At 54.4% G+C, this 18,317-nt stretch carries 13 protein-coding genes; 9 read left to right on the forward strand and 4 right to left on the reverse strand.

Features of this window, described 5'->3' with window-relative positions; translation table 11 throughout:
- Positions 1–7: 7 nt before the first annotated feature.
- From KI367_RS16385 to KI367_RS16395, 3 genes are all read left to right on the forward strand, one after another.
- Entirely contained in the window at positions 8–2,326 is a 2,319-nt protein-coding gene (locus KI367_RS16385) for a DUF4962 domain-containing protein (RefSeq protein ID WP_212950957.1), read from the forward strand.
- 68 nt (positions 2,327–2,394) lie between these two features.
- Positions 2,395–2,712: a cupin domain-containing protein gene (locus KI367_RS16390; protein ID WP_212950960.1), complete on the forward strand. Its 318-nt coding sequence runs from the start codon at positions 2,395–2,397 to the stop codon at positions 2,710–2,712.
- A gap of 142 nt (positions 2,713–2,854) precedes the next feature.
- Positions 2,855–3,706, forward strand: coding sequence for a helix-turn-helix domain-containing protein (locus KI367_RS16395; RefSeq protein ID WP_212950961.1), 852 nt, complete (start codon positions 2,855–2,857; stop codon positions 3,704–3,706).
- 15 nt (positions 3,707–3,721) lie between these two features.
- Here the strand turns inward: KI367_RS16395 and KI367_RS16400 are convergent, their stop codons facing one another.
- From KI367_RS16400 to KI367_RS16410, 3 genes are all read right to left on the reverse strand, one after another.
- Positions 3,722–4,612, reverse strand: a complete 891-nt coding sequence (locus tag KI367_RS16400) for a CPBP family intramembrane glutamic endopeptidase (RefSeq protein WP_036712924.1) — start codon at positions 4,610–4,612, stop codon at positions 3,722–3,724.
- 82 nt (positions 4,613–4,694) lie between these two features.
- Positions 4,695–5,339, reverse strand: coding sequence for a response regulator transcription factor (locus KI367_RS16405; RefSeq protein ID WP_212950963.1), 645 nt, complete (start codon positions 5,337–5,339; stop codon positions 4,695–4,697).
- Positions 5,326–6,501 (reverse strand): sensor histidine kinase, encoded by a 1,176-nt coding sequence (locus tag KI367_RS16410; RefSeq protein ID WP_212950965.1) that lies wholly within the window; start codon positions 6,499–6,501, stop codon positions 5,326–5,328. The genes KI367_RS16405 and KI367_RS16410 overlap by 14 nt, the downstream gene beginning before the upstream one ends.
- 221 nt (positions 6,502–6,722) lie before the next feature.
- Between KI367_RS16410 and KI367_RS16415 the strand changes: the two genes are divergently transcribed.
- The 5 genes from KI367_RS16415 to KI367_RS16435 all read left to right on the forward strand — a co-directional run bounded on the left by KI367_RS16415 (position 6,723) and on the right by KI367_RS16435 (position 10,579).
- The gene (locus tag KI367_RS16415) at positions 6,723–7,187 is read left to right on the forward strand and encodes a VOC family protein (RefSeq protein ID WP_212950966.1); all 465 of its coding nucleotides are present in this window, start codon (positions 6,723–6,725) and stop codon (positions 7,185–7,187) included.
- A 228-nt stretch (positions 7,188–7,415) separates the two neighbouring features.
- Positions 7,416–8,648 (forward strand): FAD-dependent oxidoreductase, encoded by a 1,233-nt coding sequence (locus KI367_RS16420; protein ID WP_212950968.1) that lies wholly within the window; start codon positions 7,416–7,418, stop codon positions 8,646–8,648.
- A 57-nt stretch (positions 8,649–8,705) separates the two neighbouring features.
- A complete protein-coding gene (locus KI367_RS16425) occupies positions 8,706–9,350 on the forward strand; it encodes a TetR/AcrR family transcriptional regulator (RefSeq protein ID WP_036712934.1) in 645 nt (214 codons plus the stop codon).
- A 115-nt stretch (positions 9,351–9,465) separates the two neighbouring features.
- Entirely contained in the window at positions 9,466–9,897 is a 432-nt protein-coding gene (locus KI367_RS16430; protein WP_036712937.1) for a nuclear transport factor 2-like protein, read from the forward strand.
- A 175-nt stretch (positions 9,898–10,072) separates the two neighbouring features.
- Entirely contained in the window at positions 10,073–10,579 is a 507-nt protein-coding gene (locus KI367_RS16435) for a GNAT family N-acetyltransferase (RefSeq protein ID WP_212950969.1), read from the forward strand.
- A 100-nt stretch (positions 10,580–10,679) separates the two neighbouring features.
- Here KI367_RS16435 and KI367_RS16440 read toward each other — a convergent pair whose 3' ends face one another.
- A complete protein-coding gene (locus KI367_RS16440) occupies positions 10,680–11,417 on the reverse strand; it encodes a GTP pyrophosphokinase (protein ID WP_212950971.1) in 738 nt (245 codons plus the stop codon).
- 493 nt (positions 11,418–11,910) lie between these two features.
- On the opposite strand from KI367_RS16440, the gene KI367_RS16445 reads away from it, so the two are divergent.
- Complete coding sequence (locus tag KI367_RS16445) at positions 11,911–18,027, forward strand: phosphodiester glycosidase family protein (RefSeq protein ID WP_246537016.1); 6,117 nt, start codon at positions 11,911–11,913, stop codon at positions 18,025–18,027.
- Positions 18,028–18,317 lie beyond the last annotated feature (290 nt).

An 18,317-nucleotide genomic window follows, 5' to 3' on the forward strand; every position in this document is an offset into this window, starting at 1 on the left:
GAAAAGCATGAATGCAGTAAATGCGTTGTTTCAGCCCGTAAGCGGGGACCTGACCGTTCAGTATGCGCCGCGGGAAGACACCGTGCTGTACGAGAATCCGCCGCGTTTCACATGGATTCCGGCCAAGCTGGAGGAGGACCGGTACGTCCTGGAGATTTCGTCTTCCCCGGACTTCCGGCAGGAAACGACGAGAAGATACGAGCCTATAGGGTACAACTTTTTCACGCCGGACGAGGCCTTGGAGCCGGGCGATTATTATTGGCGGTACGCGCTGCTTGAATCGGAAGGAGGCGCGGCGGGAGGGCAATCCGAATGGAGCGTCGTGCGCGCCTTCCATGTACCGGCGGGACTGCCCGAGACGCCGCTGGCACCGGCGGCGGACCGTTACCGCCGGATACAGGGCGGCCACCCGAGGCTGTGGCTGCAGCCGGGCGAGATCGGCGCGTACCGCGGCAGCATCGCGGAGGATGCGGAGGGCACCGGGTGGCGCGCGTTTTACGAGCATTCCGTCAAGCCATGGCTGACGCGCGAGCTGATCGCGGAACCGCAGCCCTATCCGGGCCATCGCCGCACGGCCGCCTTATGGCGGGAAAGCTACCTGGCTTGCCAGGAAGTGCTGTACGCCATCCGGCATCTGAGCATCGCGGGCGTCGTGCTGCAGGATGCCGATGTGCTTGCCAAAGCGAAAGCGTGGCTGCTGCACGCCGCCTCCTGGGACCCGGAAGGGCCGACAAGCCGGGATTATAACGATGAAGCCGCCTTTCGGATCGCAGCGGCGCTTGCCTGGGGATATGACTGGCTGTACGATCAGCTGACCGAAAGCGAACGTGAGACGGTACGCGGGCGGCTGCTGCGCCGAACGGAGCAGGTGGCCGACCATGTGATCAAACGCTCCAAAATCCATCATATCCCGTACGACAGCCATGCGGTCCGTTCCTTGTCTTCGGTGCTTGTCCCCTGCTGCATCGCGTTGTTCGACGACGAGCCGCAAGCGAGGGCGTGGCTGGATTATACGGTCGAATATTATTACACGCTGTTTTCCCCCTGGGGCGGCGCCGACGGCGGCTGGGCAGAGGGCCCGCATTACTGGACGACGGGCATGGCTTATTTGACCGAAGCGCTGGACCTGCTGAAAAATTTCGCCGGAATCAATGTGTTCGAGCGTCCTTTTTTCCGGCATACCGGCGATTTTCCGCTCTACTGCTACAGCCCGACGACATCGACCCGCACCTCGTTCGGCGACAACTCGACGCTCGGGGACGACATCATCAAAAAGGTCGGCTACAACATGCGCCAATACGCCGGGATTACGGGGAACGGCTGGTACCAGTGGTATTACGAGCAGCTGAAGGACCGGAATCCGGAAGCGGACCGGATGTTCTACAATTACGGCTGGTGGGATTTTCATTTCGACGATTTGCTTTATTACCGCAATTATCCCCGGGTTCAAGCCGTAGAGCCGTCCGACATCGAGCCGGTCAAATGGTTTCGCGACGTCGGATGGGTAGCGATGCATCACCGGATGCACGACCCGCAGGAGCAGATTTCGTTGGTGGCCAAAAGCAGCCGTTACGGCTCCGTCAGCCACAGCCACGGGGACCAGGGCGCGTTCATGCTGCATGCTTACGGCGAACCGCTGGCGGTGGAAAGCGGCTATTACGTCGCGTTCAACAGCTCCATGCATTTAAATTGGCGCAGGCAGACGAGATCGAAAAACGCGGTTTTGATCGACGGCCAAGGGCAGTTCGCCGACATGAACAAGGCGCTGAACATCGCGGCCAAAGGCGAGGTCGAAGACGCGCACCGGGGCAAGGATTACGCGTACGTCCGCATGAACCCGGCGCAGGCGTACCAGGAGCATGTCCCTTATTTGAAGCAATACAAACGGGAAATTTATTTCGTGCAAAATGCGTATTTCGTCGTCGTCGACGCCGTCGATCTGGAGCGGCCGGGCCGGGTGCAATGGCTGTTCCACACGTTATACGAGATGGATTTGCGCGGGCAGTCGTTTCACGTCAACGGCAAACGGGCGCTGATGGAGGGGCGGTTTATCTTCAGCTCGTCGGGCGAGCTGGCGCTCAGCCAAACGAACGAATTTGCCGGCGTCGATCCGGCGGAAATCGAAGGGCTCGGCAAGCACTGGCATCTGACGGCCGAAACGAAGGAAGCGTCGTCGCACCGGATCGCCACGCTTTTGCTGCCGAAACGTCTCGATGAGCGCGGCAAATACGTTTCATATTTTATGGACGACCAAGGGTTCAGCTATAACCTGTATTTGACCGATCAGGGCAAAACGCAAAAAATCGAAATCCCGAAGGCGTTTTAGACGGCTCCCGCGAAGGGACGGCCGCGTCCGATTTGCCGCGAGCAAACTTGAAGGAGGAGGTATTCTTTATGAGCAATATCGGCGTATGGGAAGACGCGGAGCCTGGCGTTAGACGCAAAATCATGCCGCCCGGCGCTTCGCTGATGATGATGGAGGTTCATTTTGAGGAAGGGGCCGAAGGCTACGAGCATGCCCACCCGCATGAACAGCTGTCCTACTGCCTGAAAGGACGGGTCGAATTTACGATCGACGGGGAAAAACGCATCATTTCCGCCGGCGAAACGATCGTCATTCCCGGCGGCGCAAGGCACGGCGCCAAAGCGCTGGAGCCAAGCGCGCTGCTCGATTGCTTCACCCCGCTGCGGGAGGATTTGATCAAATCCTAGGAAATCCGCAGAAGCTGCACCGGATCGCGAAACAAATCCCCGCCGGCGAACAGGCCGCGGGGATTTTTGGGCTTAAACCGCCGCGCCTGAATCATCGCTTTAGGGACGATCATTGTCGAAGAAGCCGGATCTGGTTTAAAATATGGAAAAGCATGATAAATATTCAAAACGGGGTGATGGCGTGGCGAAAGAGGTAACAGACGACTATTCAGGAATCGACGAAGTCATTGCCTATATTCACAAGCATATCGACGAACCGCTTCAGCTTTCGCGCCTGGCCGACATTGCGCTATACAGCCCGTTTCATTTTACGCGCATCTTCAAAGAGAAGATCGGGCTTTCGCCCATGTATTATGTCTCGGCTCTCCGCTTGCAGAAAGCCAAAGACCTGCTGCTGCAGACGAACCTGACCATTCGCGATATCGGACTCGAGATCGGGCAGCAGAGCCTGGGCACGTTCACGACCCGGTTTACCGAGCGGGTAGGCGTGACGCCGTCCGAATTTCGCCGGTCGGCGCAAGAAGCGGAAGCGCACTTCAAGTCGTTGCGGAATCTGAGCGACTGGGGAACGATGTCTTCTGTTCTGCTCTCCGGCAACTCCACGATCGAAGGCGAGATCTGTTCGGCCGTTCCGTTCGACGGCTTCATCCTGATTGGCTTGTTTGCCAAGCCCATTCCCGAAGGATTCCCGTTATACGGGACGCTGCTTCCTTCCTTGGGACGCTTTCGTTTTACGGATGTCAGGCCCGGCACTTATTATTTGATGGCAACGTCCGTCTCTTGGGAGATGCAGACGAAGGATTTCCTGCTGCCGCATGCGACCTTGCGTACCAGAGCGCACGCGCCGATTACCGTTCAACCTTACACGCCTGTCCGTTACCAGGAAGTCATGCTTCATCCCGCCCGGCAAGACGATCCCCCGATTCTGGTATCTTTGCCGCTCCTTATGCGGAACTTTCTTCATCTAAAGAATCAATCCGGGCAGCGGAAGTAGAGTTTACGGTCCCGTTTACTTTAACGCGGAAGGCTTGCCGGGGTCGACCCTCCGCTTCCTTGCACCCGCAATAAGCATAGGAACGGAGAACAGAAGACTGATTGCAACCGGAACAATAGAGCCCTCAAGTCCAAAATCGCCCCCTGTGAGAAGTGCGTCCCCGTTCATCTTGACGGTAAACAGACCGGCCGCGGCGTGCCCGGAAACCGGAATGCCAAGCAAGCCTTCCATGGTATTCCAAGCCAAATGGAGCCCCATCGTAAACCACAAGTTCCGCCGCCACAAGAAAGCGGCTCCGAGCAGAACGCCTGCCTCCAGGACGATGGCGAACGCGCTCCATACCGTCGCCCCTGTATTTCCAAGATGGGAGGCGCCGAAGAATAGGGAGGTCACGGCAAGCGAGAGCGGTTTTCCTCCCCATGTATCCATGGCTTGAAACATCAGTCCGCGAAAGATAAGCTCCTCGATCACGGCCCCTTCTAAAGCTGGTTTCACGGAGGATATTAGAACAGTACTCGGATCCGCGGAACTTGCCCACTGGAAGGAGTATCCTCCCAGAGCCGCAATGATAAGAACGGACCCTGTGATAAAAATCGTCCCGGTCAATACGCCCAGAATAGCTTCCGTCCCTGCGCGCTGCCCGGATATCTCCGGAGTGGACCGCCGGGCCAGGAACGTCAGCGTGAGCTTATAGACCAGGATGGCCAGAAAGCCCATCACCAGTGTAAAAATAAGGGAAACGGCCCCCTCCGCTTGGGCTGTCAGCTGCCTGAATACCGTATCGATGAGAATGATGCCGACGGCTCCCGCAATCATCCAGACGATGGGAAAACGCCAAAATGAGCTCCAAGCACTTAACTTCCGGCCACGCTGCCGCAGCTCTTTCCCGTACACTTTTTTCTTCATGACTTATATCGCCTCTTTTGTGGTTTGATGTTATGAGTATAGGCTGAAAAAGTCATAAAGAGGCAGTGCGCTTTAGTCATAATTAATGATCCATGATTCCCGAATCCCGGGCTTTACGGGCGGCCTCACGCCTGCTTTTTACATGCAGCTTCGAATAAATCGATGAGATGTAATTTTTAACCGTCCCTTCGCTCAGATACAACATCTCGGCGATTTCCTGGTTGCGCAGGCCTGCGGCCAGCTTTTGCAGCACTTCGATTTCACGGGCGGTGAGCCCGAACTCATTATTTTTCGCAAGGGAGGGGTTGTTCATGTTCTTGATCAGTTTACCCGCCATTTCCTGCGAAATTAAAGTCCCTCCTGCCTGAACCACCCGTATCCCTGCAGCCAGGTCTTTGGGATGAATGGCTTTGAGCAGATACCCTTCCGCTCCGTGGCTCAAAGCCGCTAATACATATTCCACCTCTTTATAGGAGGTCAGCATGATGATTTTGGTTGCGGGCATTCGCTCTTTAATCAGGGCCGTTGCGGCAACGCCGTCCATGACCGGCATGTTGACATCCATCAACACCATATCCGGCATAAACTGCTCGCAGCCCTTTACGGCTTCTTCCCCATTTCTGGCTAAACCGACGATTTCCAAATCCTCTTCCATGGACAGCACGATATGTAAGCTCTCAAGAATCAACTCTTGATCGTCGGCAAGCAGCACTTTAATTTTCGCCATGCGGCATCGCTCCTTTCAGCGGAATTTCGCATCTGACTTCGGTGATCGCTGGAGTTCCCTCCCCGGATGACAGGCGCAGGCTGCCTCCCAACCGCTCAACCCGATGTTTCATCGCGGTCAGGCCGAAGCCGTCATTGAGTTTGCCGATCGGCTTGCCGTTATTGCGAACGGACAATTGCAGATGGTTCTCGGAAAAACCGAGCTCCAGATGCAGTTGAGATGCTTTTCCGTGTTTGAGCGCATTCGTACAGGATTCCTGGATGACCCGAAGGATCGTTTGCCGTACTTCAAAACGTATGGACCGCTCTGTCCCCGGCAGACTCAAAGTCAGGGCCACACCCGTGTGCTCCCGGAAACGGGCCGCAAGGGCTTCGACCTGCCGGACCAGACTGGTTTCCTCTTCTTCCCCCATCTCGTGTACGATGTTTCTCATATCGTCCAGATTTTGCTCAGCCAATGCCCTTAAGCGGATTAACCGTTCTTTGGCCTCGGCAGGCTTGTTATCCATAAGGGCGATAGATGCATCCAGGCTCAGAATGAGCGAGATAAAGGAATGCCCCAGCGTATCATGAAGCTCCTTGGACATGCGGTTGCGCTCTTCAAGCAAAGTCATTTTCTCGATCTCGGCCGTGTAGTGCGTTAACAGCTTATTTTGCTGCTCCACTTCGGCTGCCAGTTTATTTTTCTGATCATACGCATTGGCGACCAGGCTTGCCCACATCCCGATGAAGCAGAACAGCAGGTTGTCCGTGCCGATGCCCAGGGTGTGCTCCCAAGACAATCCTAAGTAAGACTGGAAGGCAAAAGGAACGACAGCAAGCAAGGGGATGATCCAGAAGGTTTGCTTCGTTAATAAGTACCCCATCGCAAGACTCGGCAGCAAATAGTCCGCTTTGGAGGTCAGATCCGGATGGATGACGGAATTCACATAATAAGAACCGCCAAGCAACAGCTCCAGAACGCAAAACCAGGCTTTGTTCATCCGGCGCCCGGGAAACCAGAACAACAGAGGAACGACAAGGGCTATGCTCAACCAGGTTGCGTTAAGTAATGTCCGGCCTGAAAAATCGCTTCCTGCCAGAACCCGGGACAACAGCAACATGTAATGGTATAAACGAAGAGCGAATATGCCCCAATCCATGAAGGATAATATTTTTTTCATAGCATCATCATACAGGAAATTGAAAAACTTGGGTGAGAAAAAACAGCAGGTTCCGTTAAGTTCATGAGATGGGCTGAGGTGATCTCCGGCATCGGAATTGGAAGGAAGACGAAGCGTGATTTTTTTGGCGGAGAAGCAGAGACGGCAGAAGAACACTGACAGACTGCTGTCACATTTTAGGCCTTATACTTCAAGGTATCACAAGAAGGAGGTATTGCTTTATGTCCGCTATTGCCTATTTAAACTTTGACGGGGTTGCAGAACAAGCGATTGATTTTTATGCGGAGGCTTTAAACGCTACGGAAGTCAAAAAAGCGAAATTTGGGGATATCCCGCAAGATCCAAACGATCCACTGCCGGAAAACGAGTTAAATATGATCATGGAATCTTCGATCGAATTCGCAGGCGGGAAAATCATGATGTCCGACATTTTGCCTTCCATGAAGGCGGTAACCGGAGAGCTGGTAAAAGGGAATCATATTCTGATTAGTCTAGTCTTCGATGACAAGCAAAAACTGCAACAATACTTCTCTAGTTTATCTGAAGGCGGTTATGTCATCATGCCGTTATCCAATACGCCTTGGTCTTCGTGCTTTGGAATGCTGGTCGATCAATTTGGAGTTCACTGGAAATTTAACAGCGACGCAGATCAGTTTCTGGATCACGTCATAGCCAACAAACAGTAACTTATTTTTGAAAAATGGTCTTGCAGCAGAAGGCCATTTTTTTGTGCGCAGATGGAGGCTTTCGGCAAGCAGTTTGGCAACAATTTGGTTATTCCAGAGACCTCGGCTTCCGCTAACTGATAAGTAAGTTTCGGTTGTGTCCTCAAAAATCATTGACAAACAAAGAAGAACCCCCTTAATATAACGTTGTAAAATAAATCTAACTTAGTTAAAGGATGATCAAACGACATGACATCATTATCTGTAGTCATTATCGGCGGCGGTCTCGGCGGACTTGCATTGGCACAAAGCTTGAAAAAACATCATATTGATTTCCAGGTGTGCGAACGTGAGCGTGCAGACCATTTTGTCCAAACAGGCTATCGAATCAAAATCAATGGGAATGGATCAACGGCACTGCGGTTTTGTCTTCCGGAAAAGCTGTACGATCTCTATCTTGAAACATCCGTTTTAGGGCCGGCACACCCCGTTTTCTTAGATCCGGTTTCTTTGGAGCCCGAGGAAGAACAGCATCCCATGTACAATCAAGCGGAAGCCACGCCATCCGTGAACCGGTTTACCTTTCGTGAAGTGCTGCTTGGCGAACTGGGTGACAGGATCAGCTTCGGCTACCGGTTCACCCATTATGAAAGGTTGGAAAACGGACGCTTAAGAGCGTGGTTCGACAACGGGGAGCATATGGATGCGGATGTCCTGGTTGGGGCTGACGGGGGAGGTTCCAAAGTCCGGCAACAATACAAACCTGGGGTGAAAATTTTCGATACGGGGGGCAGGGCCCTTTATACCAAGGTATTTCTGGATGATGAGCGGAGAAAGGAACTGCATATGCTCATTGGGGACGGCAGCATGAGATGCCTTACAAATCCGGAAGGAGATGCTCCGGTGTCCCTTCTTCTTGAAGACATGGCATTCAAGCCGAATATGGAACAGCTGCCGGAATCCATGTCCCTTCATGTGAAGATTTCCCCTCAACAGGATTACCTGTACGCTGTATTTGCGTGCTCGCCCGGGTGGTTCGGTATGCCTGACGAGCAGCTCTTCCGCCTGAACGGTTTTGAATTGTTGTCTGTGGCCCAAGCGAAAACCAAACACTGGCATCCGCAAGTAAAACGGATGTTGGAACTCGCGGCTCCGGAGAAAACGGCGGTTTATCACCTCCGCAATGTTTTGCCGTATAAGCCTTGGAAAGAAACAACCCCTCTGGTTTTGCTGGGAGACGCGCTGCATCCCATGACACCGGCAGGGATCGGGGGAAACGCGGCACTTTTTGATGCCTATCAGCTCTCGAAGGAACTCATCCGCGTGAAAAACGGGGAAAAGGAACTTTTGGCCGCTTTGCGCGATTATGAGGTGAGTGCCATTGAACGTGGGATGAGGGATGTCCGGCTTTCCTCGAAAGCAGGGGAGAGTATGTTCAACCAGAAGCCCTTGCCTGCTGAAGATGCAGAGTTGGAGGAATAACGGTATAGAGTATAATAGGCATATCAGAATTTTTGGAATGGAGTTGGATTGTCTTTTATGCCTAAACGCAGGCCACATATCAGCGAAGAGAAAATCATTGCAGCCTCCTGGAAGCTTCTCTCCGACCAGGGCATCGAACATTTTACGATGAGAAACCTCTCCAAGGAATTGAACGTTCAAGCCCCCACGATCTACTGGTATTTCGAGAGTAAGCAAGTGCTTTATCAAACGTTGGCCAACCTGGTTTCAAGAGAAATCATCAGCGATCTACCCAAGCAAGGAGACTGGCGGGAACGGCTCCGCATTAGCGCGACGGTGATTCGGAGCAAGCTTCGGCAATTCCCTTGTTCCGGCCAGCTTCTGATGAAGTCAAGGCCGGAGGCGGACTTTATGGAACTGTTCGAATGTCTGTTGCAGATGATCGAACCGACTTCATTGACGGATACGCAAAAATTTTCATATACGACCCATTTCTTTAACTACGTCATCCATTTTGCCGTTGAGGAATACGAACAACGTATGCTGCAGATATCGCTGCAGGAGGATCCTAACGGGAATTCCCATGTGGATCTATCGCAATTTAAAGTACTTCAACGGATGCATGAAGAAGGCCGGTTTGAATTGCTGGGTTCCGATGAACTGTTTCATTCCGGAATTGCTTTATTGCTGGATGGAATAGAGCAGAGGGTTAAGCCGGCTTGACGAAACACCGGAACGATTTTTCATAAAGCCATGGTTGCTGTTTAATGTTTGCATTCGTTCTATGGCTTGTATAATATGATGGTCAAAGATACTTTGAATGAGGGGGATCGGGAGTATGCCAGGGGACAACAGCCGAAACGAACAGGTGAAAATTATTTGTGCCGAAGATTGCGGGAACGCACCCAAAAAGGAATTTCTTAGAGCGTTTAATGTTGCCTTCGTTTCCAACGATAGCGGCTTTATCATGGAGAAGATCATTGACGATATCCAATGGAATTTTATCGGCAGCAACGTATTGCAAGGTAAAGATGAAGTCCTCCGCATGCTTGAAAAACTGATCAGCAAAAAGCCCACGGAGTTAGTGATCAGCAATATAATAACGCACGGATATTCCGGTTCCTTAAACGGCATCCTGAAGCTCGAGGACCATACCAGCTACGCCTTCTGTCATGTTTATCGTTTCAATAGCAGTTTAAACAAAACAAAAATCAAGGAAATCACCTCTTATATCGTAGACATTTCAAAAACATCAAACGCGGATAGCTGAATAAGATGAAAGCGGTAGAGCGGCCACGGTACAACATACGCCGGAAGGAGGGGGCCATGGCCTTGATAAGCCGGTCCCGGACAGGATGTTGGCCTGCCGATATCGAAATAGTACGGTGCCAGGCATGAACGTTTCATGCCGTGGGACTTTGGTGTAGGAGGCATGGAACGACTTTATGAAACTGGAAACCGAAAGGTTAATCCTGCAGACGCTCGATCTGGATCTCATTGATGCGGCAGCCGGGCGCGATGCGCGGGCCATTGAAGCGTTAGGGTACAAAACCAACGGCGAATGGCCCGGACAAGACTTCTACGAAGCGCTGCCGTTTTTTCGGGAGCTGCTGGTCAAAAATAACGGCACTCGCGGATTCGATTCGTGGATCATCGCAACGAAGGCGGAGCGGGAAATCGTGGGCGGGATCGGCTTTTTGGGCGAACCGGATGAAAACGGCATGATCGAGATCGGTTTTGCGACGAACGAAAGCCAGCAGCGGAAGGGCTACTGCTTCGAAGCCGCATCGGGTTTGCTGGCATGGGCGACAAGCCGGGACGGGGTCAAAAAAGTGACCGCCAGATGCGAGCCGGGGAACCGCGCGTCCCGAAAGGTGCTCGAAAAATTGGGATTCAGCATCGACCGCGAGGACAACGAGTTTCTCTACTGGACGTACCGCGGGAGCAACTAAAGGGCGCAACACAGCAGTACAAAATAAAACAAGAAAAACCGGACCCATTCAGGTACCGGTTTTTTTGCTTTTTCGGCGACATGCCTCTATTTTCAAATGTTCAAGATGGGGGCGAAATGATGCTCAACAATTTTTCAGGGATTTTAAACTGCTCGTTATCGATCAACAGCTGAAACTCCCCTTTGCCGTCCGCTTGGTTGGACCGCTTGATATCCTCCATCTCGTGGTGAAGCTGCTCCATCGTCGTGTCCAGCGCATAGGCGGTGTCCGCGGCTTTTTTCAGATCGTCGACTAATCGCTGCGGCACGGATTCGTAGTATTTGTAGAAAATTTTATGTTCCAGGCTTGCCCAGAAGTCCATGGCGATGGTGCGGATTTGGATCTCCACGCAGACGGATTCCTCGTGATCGGACATGAACACCGGGACTTCGACGATCATATGAAGGCTTTTGTAGCCGTTTGGTTTCGGGTTTTTGATATAGTCCTTGACGGAAAGGGTCTTCAGATCGTTTTGGCTCTGCAGCATGTCGCTGATTCGGTAAATGTCCGAAATGAAAGAACAGGTAATCCGAATGCCTGCGATATCCCGGATCGTTTTCTTAATTTCCTCGAGGGAGCTTGCCCCGCCTTTGCGCATCAGCTTTTTCAAAATGCTTTCCGGCGACTTCAAGCGGGATTTGGTATGTTCGATCGGATTGTAATCGTGGAGCATTTGGAATTCTTCCTGCAAAATTTTGATTTTCGTTTCGACTTCCTGCAAGGCAAACTTATATGTCATCATAAAACGTTTCAGCTCTTTTTGGATGACTCTCATTTGTTCGATCGGATTGTCTGACATGGAATGACTCCTTCTGTACATAGTTTCACATATTCATAGTATGAAGCCTTTTGGAGAAGTCTGTCAAATGATGGATGGCCAGTTTAGGACCGCATCAGCCACTTCTATTCCTGCTTAAAATAGCCTCCTGTGCACACCGATCCGATGTCCCTCACCTGAAATTGTCCCCTGACCCAACCCCGTCCCTAAATAAGGGCAAGATCCGGCGTTCAGCGAAATCGGGCAATCGATGACCGGAAATGTTGAATTTCGGAAAAGGGTGACGCCAAGCCGCAAATAGCATAGCCCCTTGTCCCTAGGAAAAAAGTTCCTTAAATTCTATGAAATTAAATTTTATAGTAAAGGCAGCTAGATTTAGATTAATTTCAAAATAATATTTTACAATGCGTTTACGAAAGGACGGGAGGAGGCTTAACAAGGGGCCGCTATACTTTTCTGAAATGGTTCTACGCAAGACTCGAAATGCTGGCGGAAGAATGGGAGGAAAGATAGAATGATGAGGAAAAGGACGAAAAAGATTTGGTCCTCGCTGCTAAGCGGCACGTTGATGCTGTCGATGCTGCTTCCGGCGCAGCAGGCGCGGGCGGAGGTTGCGGGGGCGGCGGCGTTCGGAACCGTGATCGACGAAAGGCAGGCCGAGATCGGGCCGGGCGCGACCTATACGTGGAGGGATATGAAGCTGGACCGCGGGCTGGAAAAGCTCCATATGGTCGAGTTTGATCCGAAGAATGCGGCGTTAACGCTTGAGCCGGGCCTGACGGACGGCAAGGTCTACGGCATGCAGGGCGTCAGCAAAATGGCCGGCGACGCGGACAAGCCGGGAAACCGGGTCATCGCGGGGATTAACGGCGATTTTTACGATATGTCCAGCGGCGTTCCGCTGGGGATGTTTATGGGCGGCGGCAAGATGCTGGTCAGCCCGCCGAAGGACTGGTATGCTTTCGGATTAAAGGCGGACGGCACGACGTTGTACGGCCCAAGCCCCAGCCTGGCCAAAACGTTGACGATCGGGGGCAAAACGGCGGAACTGAGCGCGATCAACCGGATCCGCGGCAACAACGATCTGGTGCTGTATACCCCCGATTTCCACGCGTCCACGATGACCAACGATTTGGGGGATGAGGTCGTTCTTGGCGTGTTGAAGGGCGAAGTCAAAAGCGGGCAGACGCTGCAGCTGAAAGTGGAGAGCATCCACGGCAACAAAGGGAATACGCCGATCGCGGACGGCAAAGTCGTCTTGTCCGCTTCGGGCACGCAGCGGGATCGCCTCGCCGGACTACAAGTCGGGGACGAGGTCAGCGTCAGCCTGCAGCTGAGCGGCGAATGGAGCGACGTTACGATGGCGATCGGCGGTTCGGCGCTGCTTGTCAAAGACGGGCAGGTCCAGCCGAATTCCGATCCGGCGGCCCATCCCCGCACGGCGGTCGGGACGAAAGCGGACGGCTCGGTCGTGCTGCTCGAAATCGACGGGCGCCAGCCGGGGTTCAGCGAAGGCGTGACGCTGGCCGAACTTGCGCAGATCCTGAAAGACATGGGCGTCGTCAACGCGCTGAATCTCGATGGCGGAGGGTCTTCCACCTTCATTGCGCGGATGCCGGGCGAAACCCAGCGGAAGCTGCTGAATTCCCCTTCGGACGGCGGGGAGCGCAAGACGGCAAACGGAATATTGCTCGTAAACAAAGCGCCGGAAGAAGCGGCGGACAAGCTTGTCGTTCAGCCGCAGCTGCAGCGCGTGCTCGCAGGGTCGTCGGCTTCCTTCAAAGCGGCGGCGGTGGATGCGAACCTGCATCCGGCGGCCTTTAGCGGTTCCCTGCAATGGAGCGTAAACCCGCAGATCGGCAAGATCGACGACCAAGGCGCGTTTACGGCCGGACCGGGAGCCGGCATGGCGGATATTGCCGTGACCTCGGGCTCGCTGCGCGGAGAAGCGAAAGTGGAGGTCGTGGATACGCTGACCGAGCTTTCTTTCGGGGATGCGGTCAAAAGCTTCGCGCCGGGCAAGTCGGAAAAGCTCAAGGTGACCGCGCTGCGCAACGGCCAGGTCATTCAGGCCGATAACGGCCAGCTGAATTGGCGCGTGGAAGGGCCGATCGGATCGATCGACTCCAACGGCGTCTTTACGGCGACGGACCAAACGGAACAAAGCGGCAAAATTATTGTCGGCTATAAAGGGGTTGAGGCATCGGTGGACGTAAACATCGGATTGCCGCCGGTCATATTGGAGGATTTCGAAAACGGATTGGATGCTTACCAGCCATCGGCCGGGGCCCAGTTCAAAACGTCCAAGGTCAGCATCGAAACGAATGAGGACCTGGTGCGGTTCGGCACGGGTTCGCTGAAGCTGGAATATGATTTTACCGGCATGCCGGGCACGTCGGGCGCTTACCTGCAAACGAAAAATGCCCCGATCGCGATTCCGGGGTATCCGGAGAAAATCAGCATGTGGGTGTACGGGGACGGCAAAGCCCACTGGCTGCGTGCGCAGCTGCGCGACGGCAAAGGAGCGATCCCGCTCGATTTGACTCCTCAAGACACCGGGGTGAACTGGGTAGGTTGGAAGTACGTCGAAGCCGATGTACCTAAGGGCAGAACGCTGCCGCTGACGATGGACATGCCCGTGCGTTACATGGAGACTTCGGGAGCGAAAAAGGACGCCGGCGTCATCTACGTGGATCAAATCCGCGCGCTGTACGGCCCGGCGGAAGACGATCTGGAGCCTCCGGTGCTCCGAAATTTCTCCCCGGCCGAGGGAGAAACGGTTCGTACGAACCAGCCGGTCATCAAGGTGTACGCCGAGGATGCCGGATACGATCCGGCGCAGCATCCCGGAACGACCTTGATCGATCCCGATTCGATCCGTTTCGACGTGGACGGGGTCCGGGTGCAGCATACGCTGTATCCGCCGGAAGGGCGAATTTATTACACGCCGGCCACGCCGCTTGCGGACGGGGTTCATCAGGCGCGGGTGACGGTAAAGGACCGGTCCGGCAACCGGACGACCGAAGCATGGACGTTCAACGTGGATACCGGCGCTTCCAAGATCACCTATGACACGCCAAAAAGGGTTTATACCGGAAATACGTATTCGGTCGATTTTAAAGGCGTCAAAGCATCGGAATTGAAGGACGCGCAAATCAAGCTTGCTTTTGATCCTACGAAAGTGGAAAACCTGCGGTTCGTCCCGGGGCATAAGCTGGATGCTTCCCAGGCTCAGGCAGGCATCGACGGCAATGCGGGCACGGTCGTCCTGACGATGAGCAGGCTGAACGAAGCCGCGTTGACCGACCAGGATTTGATCGGACAAATTCAATACGACGTCAAAAAGGATGCGACGGGCGAGCATGTCATTCGTTTCGAGTCGGGCAGCGTTTCGTTCGTCGGCACGGGCGACGTGAAATACACCTTCTTTGGGCTGCCGCTGTCCTCCGCGATCCAAAGCGGCCTGACGTTATCGTGGAACGAGGACGGAAACATTCAAGGATACGAGACGGTGTTCCAGGTGAAAGAGGAGTCCGGGGCTCCCGTGGAAGGGGCGCAAATTTTGGCCGATGAAGCGGCCATCGGCATGACCGACGCGCAGGGGCAGCTGAAAACAAAATCCCTGACGTCGAGCGTGCAAACGTACAAGGTACAAGCGGCTAAAGGCGGCATGTACAGTTCGGTAGCCGAATTCAAGGTGTCCCCGCTATCCGGAACGGAAACGCCGTACAACATCAACGTCAGCATGGGCGCGGACCCGGCCGCCTCCAGAGGGTTCACCTGGCATACCCATCCCGGCACGGAGCCGACCGTCGTGGAAGTTGCCAAGCAGTCGGAGTTTAGCGGATTCGATCAGGCCAACGTCCAAAAAGTAGACGGCACGAGTTACTTGTATCAGACGCTGGACCTCGGAACCGTGCGCGTGCATAAAGCGACCGTCGACGGACTGGAACCGGGAACGGCATACGTGTATCGCGTAGGGGACGGTCAAGGCCGTTACAGCGAGCAAGGGACGTTCAAAACCGCCGAAGCGTCCGGGGACCGTACGAGTTTTCTGTATTTTGCCGATTCCCAGGCAGGCGACCTGAAAGGGTTCCAGCTGTGGGGGAACACGGTTAAAAAAGCGCTTGAAAATACGCCGGACGCCGAATTTATGGTCCATGTCGGGGATATGGTCGACAAAGGCTTCAACGAGCAGGAATGGAAATGGTGGTTCAGCGAAGCGCAGGAGGCGTTCCTGAACACGACGCTCGTCGCCGCGATCGGCAACCACGAGGTGATGGGCACGAAGGAAAACAACGATTTCCTTGCCCATTTCAATCAGCCGGGGAACGGACTGGACAGCTTGAAGGGAAGCCATTTCGCCTTCGATTACAAAAACATCCACTTTGTGGTGCTGAACAGCGAATATCAGTATGAAGATCAGCAGAAATGGCTCGAAAAAGATTTGTCAGCCACGACGAAACCGTGGAAAATCGCGATTTTCCACCGCGGCCCGTACGGCAGCATCTACGATACGGCCGAAATTCGCCAGTTGTGGGCGCCGGTACTTGAAAAGCACGGGGTCGATCTCGTCCTGAACGGCCATGATCATATCTATTTGCGGACGTACCCGATGCTGGACAACCAAATCGTCGGCGACGGCCAAGGCACGACGTACGTCGTTGCCGGTTCGACGGGGCCGAAGTTTTATTCGCTGACGAAGCGGGATTGGCAGCGCGTGACAGACGATGAAGCGACGCAAATGTACGCCTCCGTCGAAGTCGACGGGGACCTGCTCAAGTTCGTGACGAAAACGGTAGGAGGGCGCATCGTCGATCAGTTTACGTTGTCCAAACAGATGACGGCTCCGGAAAGCGTGGAAATCAAGGAGCAGGACGTTAAGCTCGCCGTCGGCGAAACGCGCCAGCTTACCGCGAAGGTGAAACCGGAGCAGACGACGGATAAGCGCGTGACTTGGTCCGTGTACAGCTCCGACCCTGCGGATCCAGAGGTGGTCAGCGTGTCGGCCGAGGGACTGGTCACGGCCCGGGGGCTGGGCACGGCGGTCGTCAGGGCAACAAGCGCCGCCGACCCGAACTTGTACGGAGAGACGACGATTACCGTGGACCGGGTTCCTGATGGCAAGATGGATTCATTGCATTTGAAAGGAAAAGGCAGACTGAAAGTCGGCGAAACCGACCAGACCGTCACGGAAGCGGTCTATCAGGACGGGACCCGCATTCCGCTGCTGGAAGGCGTCATCTATGACAGCAGCAGCAAGGACGTCGCATCCGTCGATGAACGGGGGCTGGTCACCGCTTTGGCGGAAGGAACCACCGTTATTTCGGCAACCTACGAGGCGTTCCAAGCGGAATATGTGTTGAACGTCCAAGCACCGGGCAATCCGGGTGGAGATAACGGCAATGGGGGAGGAAATCCTGGCGGAACTAACGGCAATGAGGGCAGCGGCCATAACGGAGGCAGCGGTAAGCCAGCTCCGGTGACGCCTCCGAAACATGAAGGAACGTGGAGCGTATCGGAAAGCGAGCTGTCCGCGCTTGCCAAAGGCGACGTTTCCTTCAAAACGGATCAACCGTTCGCGGAATTGGTTGTGCCTGGCAGTGCCGCTTCGATTCTGCAAAACAAGCCGGTACACATTCAGGCCGGCCAGGTCTCGCTGACGATTCCGGCGGCCGTGTTCCAGGCTGTAAGCGAACGGGTCCCTGAAGGACAGCGTGCGGGAAGCCGAATCCGATTCAGCGTGAACCCGATTGGCGGCAGCGAACAAGCGCAGCGGATGGGGGCAGCCGGGAATAAAGCGGGGGCTTCGCTCCGCACGGGCAGCGATTTCCTGAGGTTCAGCCTCAGCATCACGGCAAAGGACGGCCAAGTATATTCGCTGACCGATTTGAAGCAGCCGGTCATGCTGACGCTGCCGATCTCGACGGACGTCAATGCGAGGCTGTCCGGAATCTACGGCCTGACCGGCACGGGCGTGCTCGATTATGTCGGGGGCTCGCTTTCCGGCGGCAAGCTGACCTCCGAAATCTTCGATCTTGATCCTGCCTATGGCGTGTTGGAATACCGCAAAAACTTTGCGGATACGGAACATCACTGGGCTGCGGAGGTCATTCGGGAGCTGGCGGCGAAACATCTGATCGAAGGGATCGACGCCGGCCGGTTTGCGCCGAACCAGCCGGTGACCCGCGCGGAAATGGCCGCCATGCTGGTACGCCTGCTGAATCTGAAGGGCGGCGGCACAACGCCGTTTGCCGACGTGGCAGCGGACCAGTGGTATACGGATGCCGTATCGGCGGCGGTGCAGGCCGGGATCGTGCAGGGCGTCAGCGAAAACAGCTTCGCGCCGAACGCTTTGATCAAACGCCAGGAAGCGGCGGCCATGATCGCCCGCGCGTATAAGCTGGCGGGTGGCGCATCCGGAATCGGCGGTTCCGCCGGCAAGGCCGCGTTTACCGACGTCGCCTCTTCGCCGGCCTGGGTACAGGAGGCGGTGCAGGCCGTATACGCTTCGGGGCTGATGCAAGGACAATCGCCGCAGCGCTTCCATCCGACGGGAGCGGCGACGCGGGCGGAAAGCGCCCAAATGATCTATAATTTCATGAGCAAATTGACGCAAGCCAAGCCATAATGGCAAGCAGCATAAGCGGCAGAACCCGCCGGTTCGGGTTCTGCCGTTTTTTTTATGATTCAAGAAATAAAAAGTTTCGGAGCTGCAGTTTGCTTTCAGGTTTTGGCGGTTTGCGGATAGGATTTTTCAAATGGCCTGTCCGGAAATGGCGGGTTTTTGCGTTGTTTTCTCCCTGTTCTTTGTTGCAATGCGATAGACACTGATAAAAATGTAAAAAAACAGCATCTTTTTGTAGAGTTTTTGTATATTTCTCTATGATAAAGTAAGTAGGTTATGGCCGTCCTAGTGCG

Source organism: Paenibacillus cookii, from assembly GCF_018333375.1.
Taxonomy (GTDB): domain Bacteria; phylum Bacillota; class Bacilli; order Paenibacillales; family Paenibacillaceae; genus Paenibacillus_AQ; species Paenibacillus_AQ cookii.

Coding starts and splice junctions, on each gene's coding strand:
- KI367_RS16385 (WP_212950957.1), top strand. CDS start 8: ATGAATGCAGTAAATGCGTTGTTTCAGCCCGTAAGCGGGGACCTGACC.
- KI367_RS16390 (WP_212950960.1), top strand. CDS start 2,395: ATGAGCAATATCGGCGTATGGGAAGACGCGGAGCCTGGCGTTAGACGC.
- KI367_RS16395 (WP_212950961.1), top strand. CDS start 2,855: ATGGAAAAGCATGATAAATATTCAAAACGGGGTGATGGCGTGGCGAAA.
- KI367_RS16400 (WP_036712924.1), bottom strand. CDS start 4,612: ATGAAGAAAAAAGTGTACGGGAAAGAGCTGCGGCAGCGTGGCCGGAAG.
- KI367_RS16405 (WP_212950963.1), bottom strand. CDS start 5,339: ATGGCGAAAATTAAAGTGCTGCTTGCCGACGATCAAGAGTTGATTCTT.
- KI367_RS16410 (WP_212950965.1), bottom strand. CDS start 6,501: ATGAAAAAAATATTATCCTTCATGGATTGGGGCATATTCGCTCTTCGT.
- KI367_RS16415 (WP_212950966.1), top strand. CDS start 6,723: ATGTCCGCTATTGCCTATTTAAACTTTGACGGGGTTGCAGAACAAGCG.
- KI367_RS16420 (WP_212950968.1), top strand. CDS start 7,416: ATGACATCATTATCTGTAGTCATTATCGGCGGCGGTCTCGGCGGACTT.
- KI367_RS16425 (WP_036712934.1), top strand. CDS start 8,706: ATGCCTAAACGCAGGCCACATATCAGCGAAGAGAAAATCATTGCAGCC.
- KI367_RS16430 (WP_036712937.1), top strand. CDS start 9,466: ATGCCAGGGGACAACAGCCGAAACGAACAGGTGAAAATTATTTGTGCC.
- KI367_RS16435 (WP_212950969.1), top strand. CDS start 10,073: ATGAAACTGGAAACCGAAAGGTTAATCCTGCAGACGCTCGATCTGGAT.
- KI367_RS16440 (WP_212950971.1), bottom strand. CDS start 11,417: ATGTCAGACAATCCGATCGAACAAATGAGAGTCATCCAAAAAGAGCTG.
- KI367_RS16445 (WP_246537016.1), top strand. CDS start 11,911: ATGATGAGGAAAAGGACGAAAAAGATTTGGTCCTCGCTGCTAAGCGGC.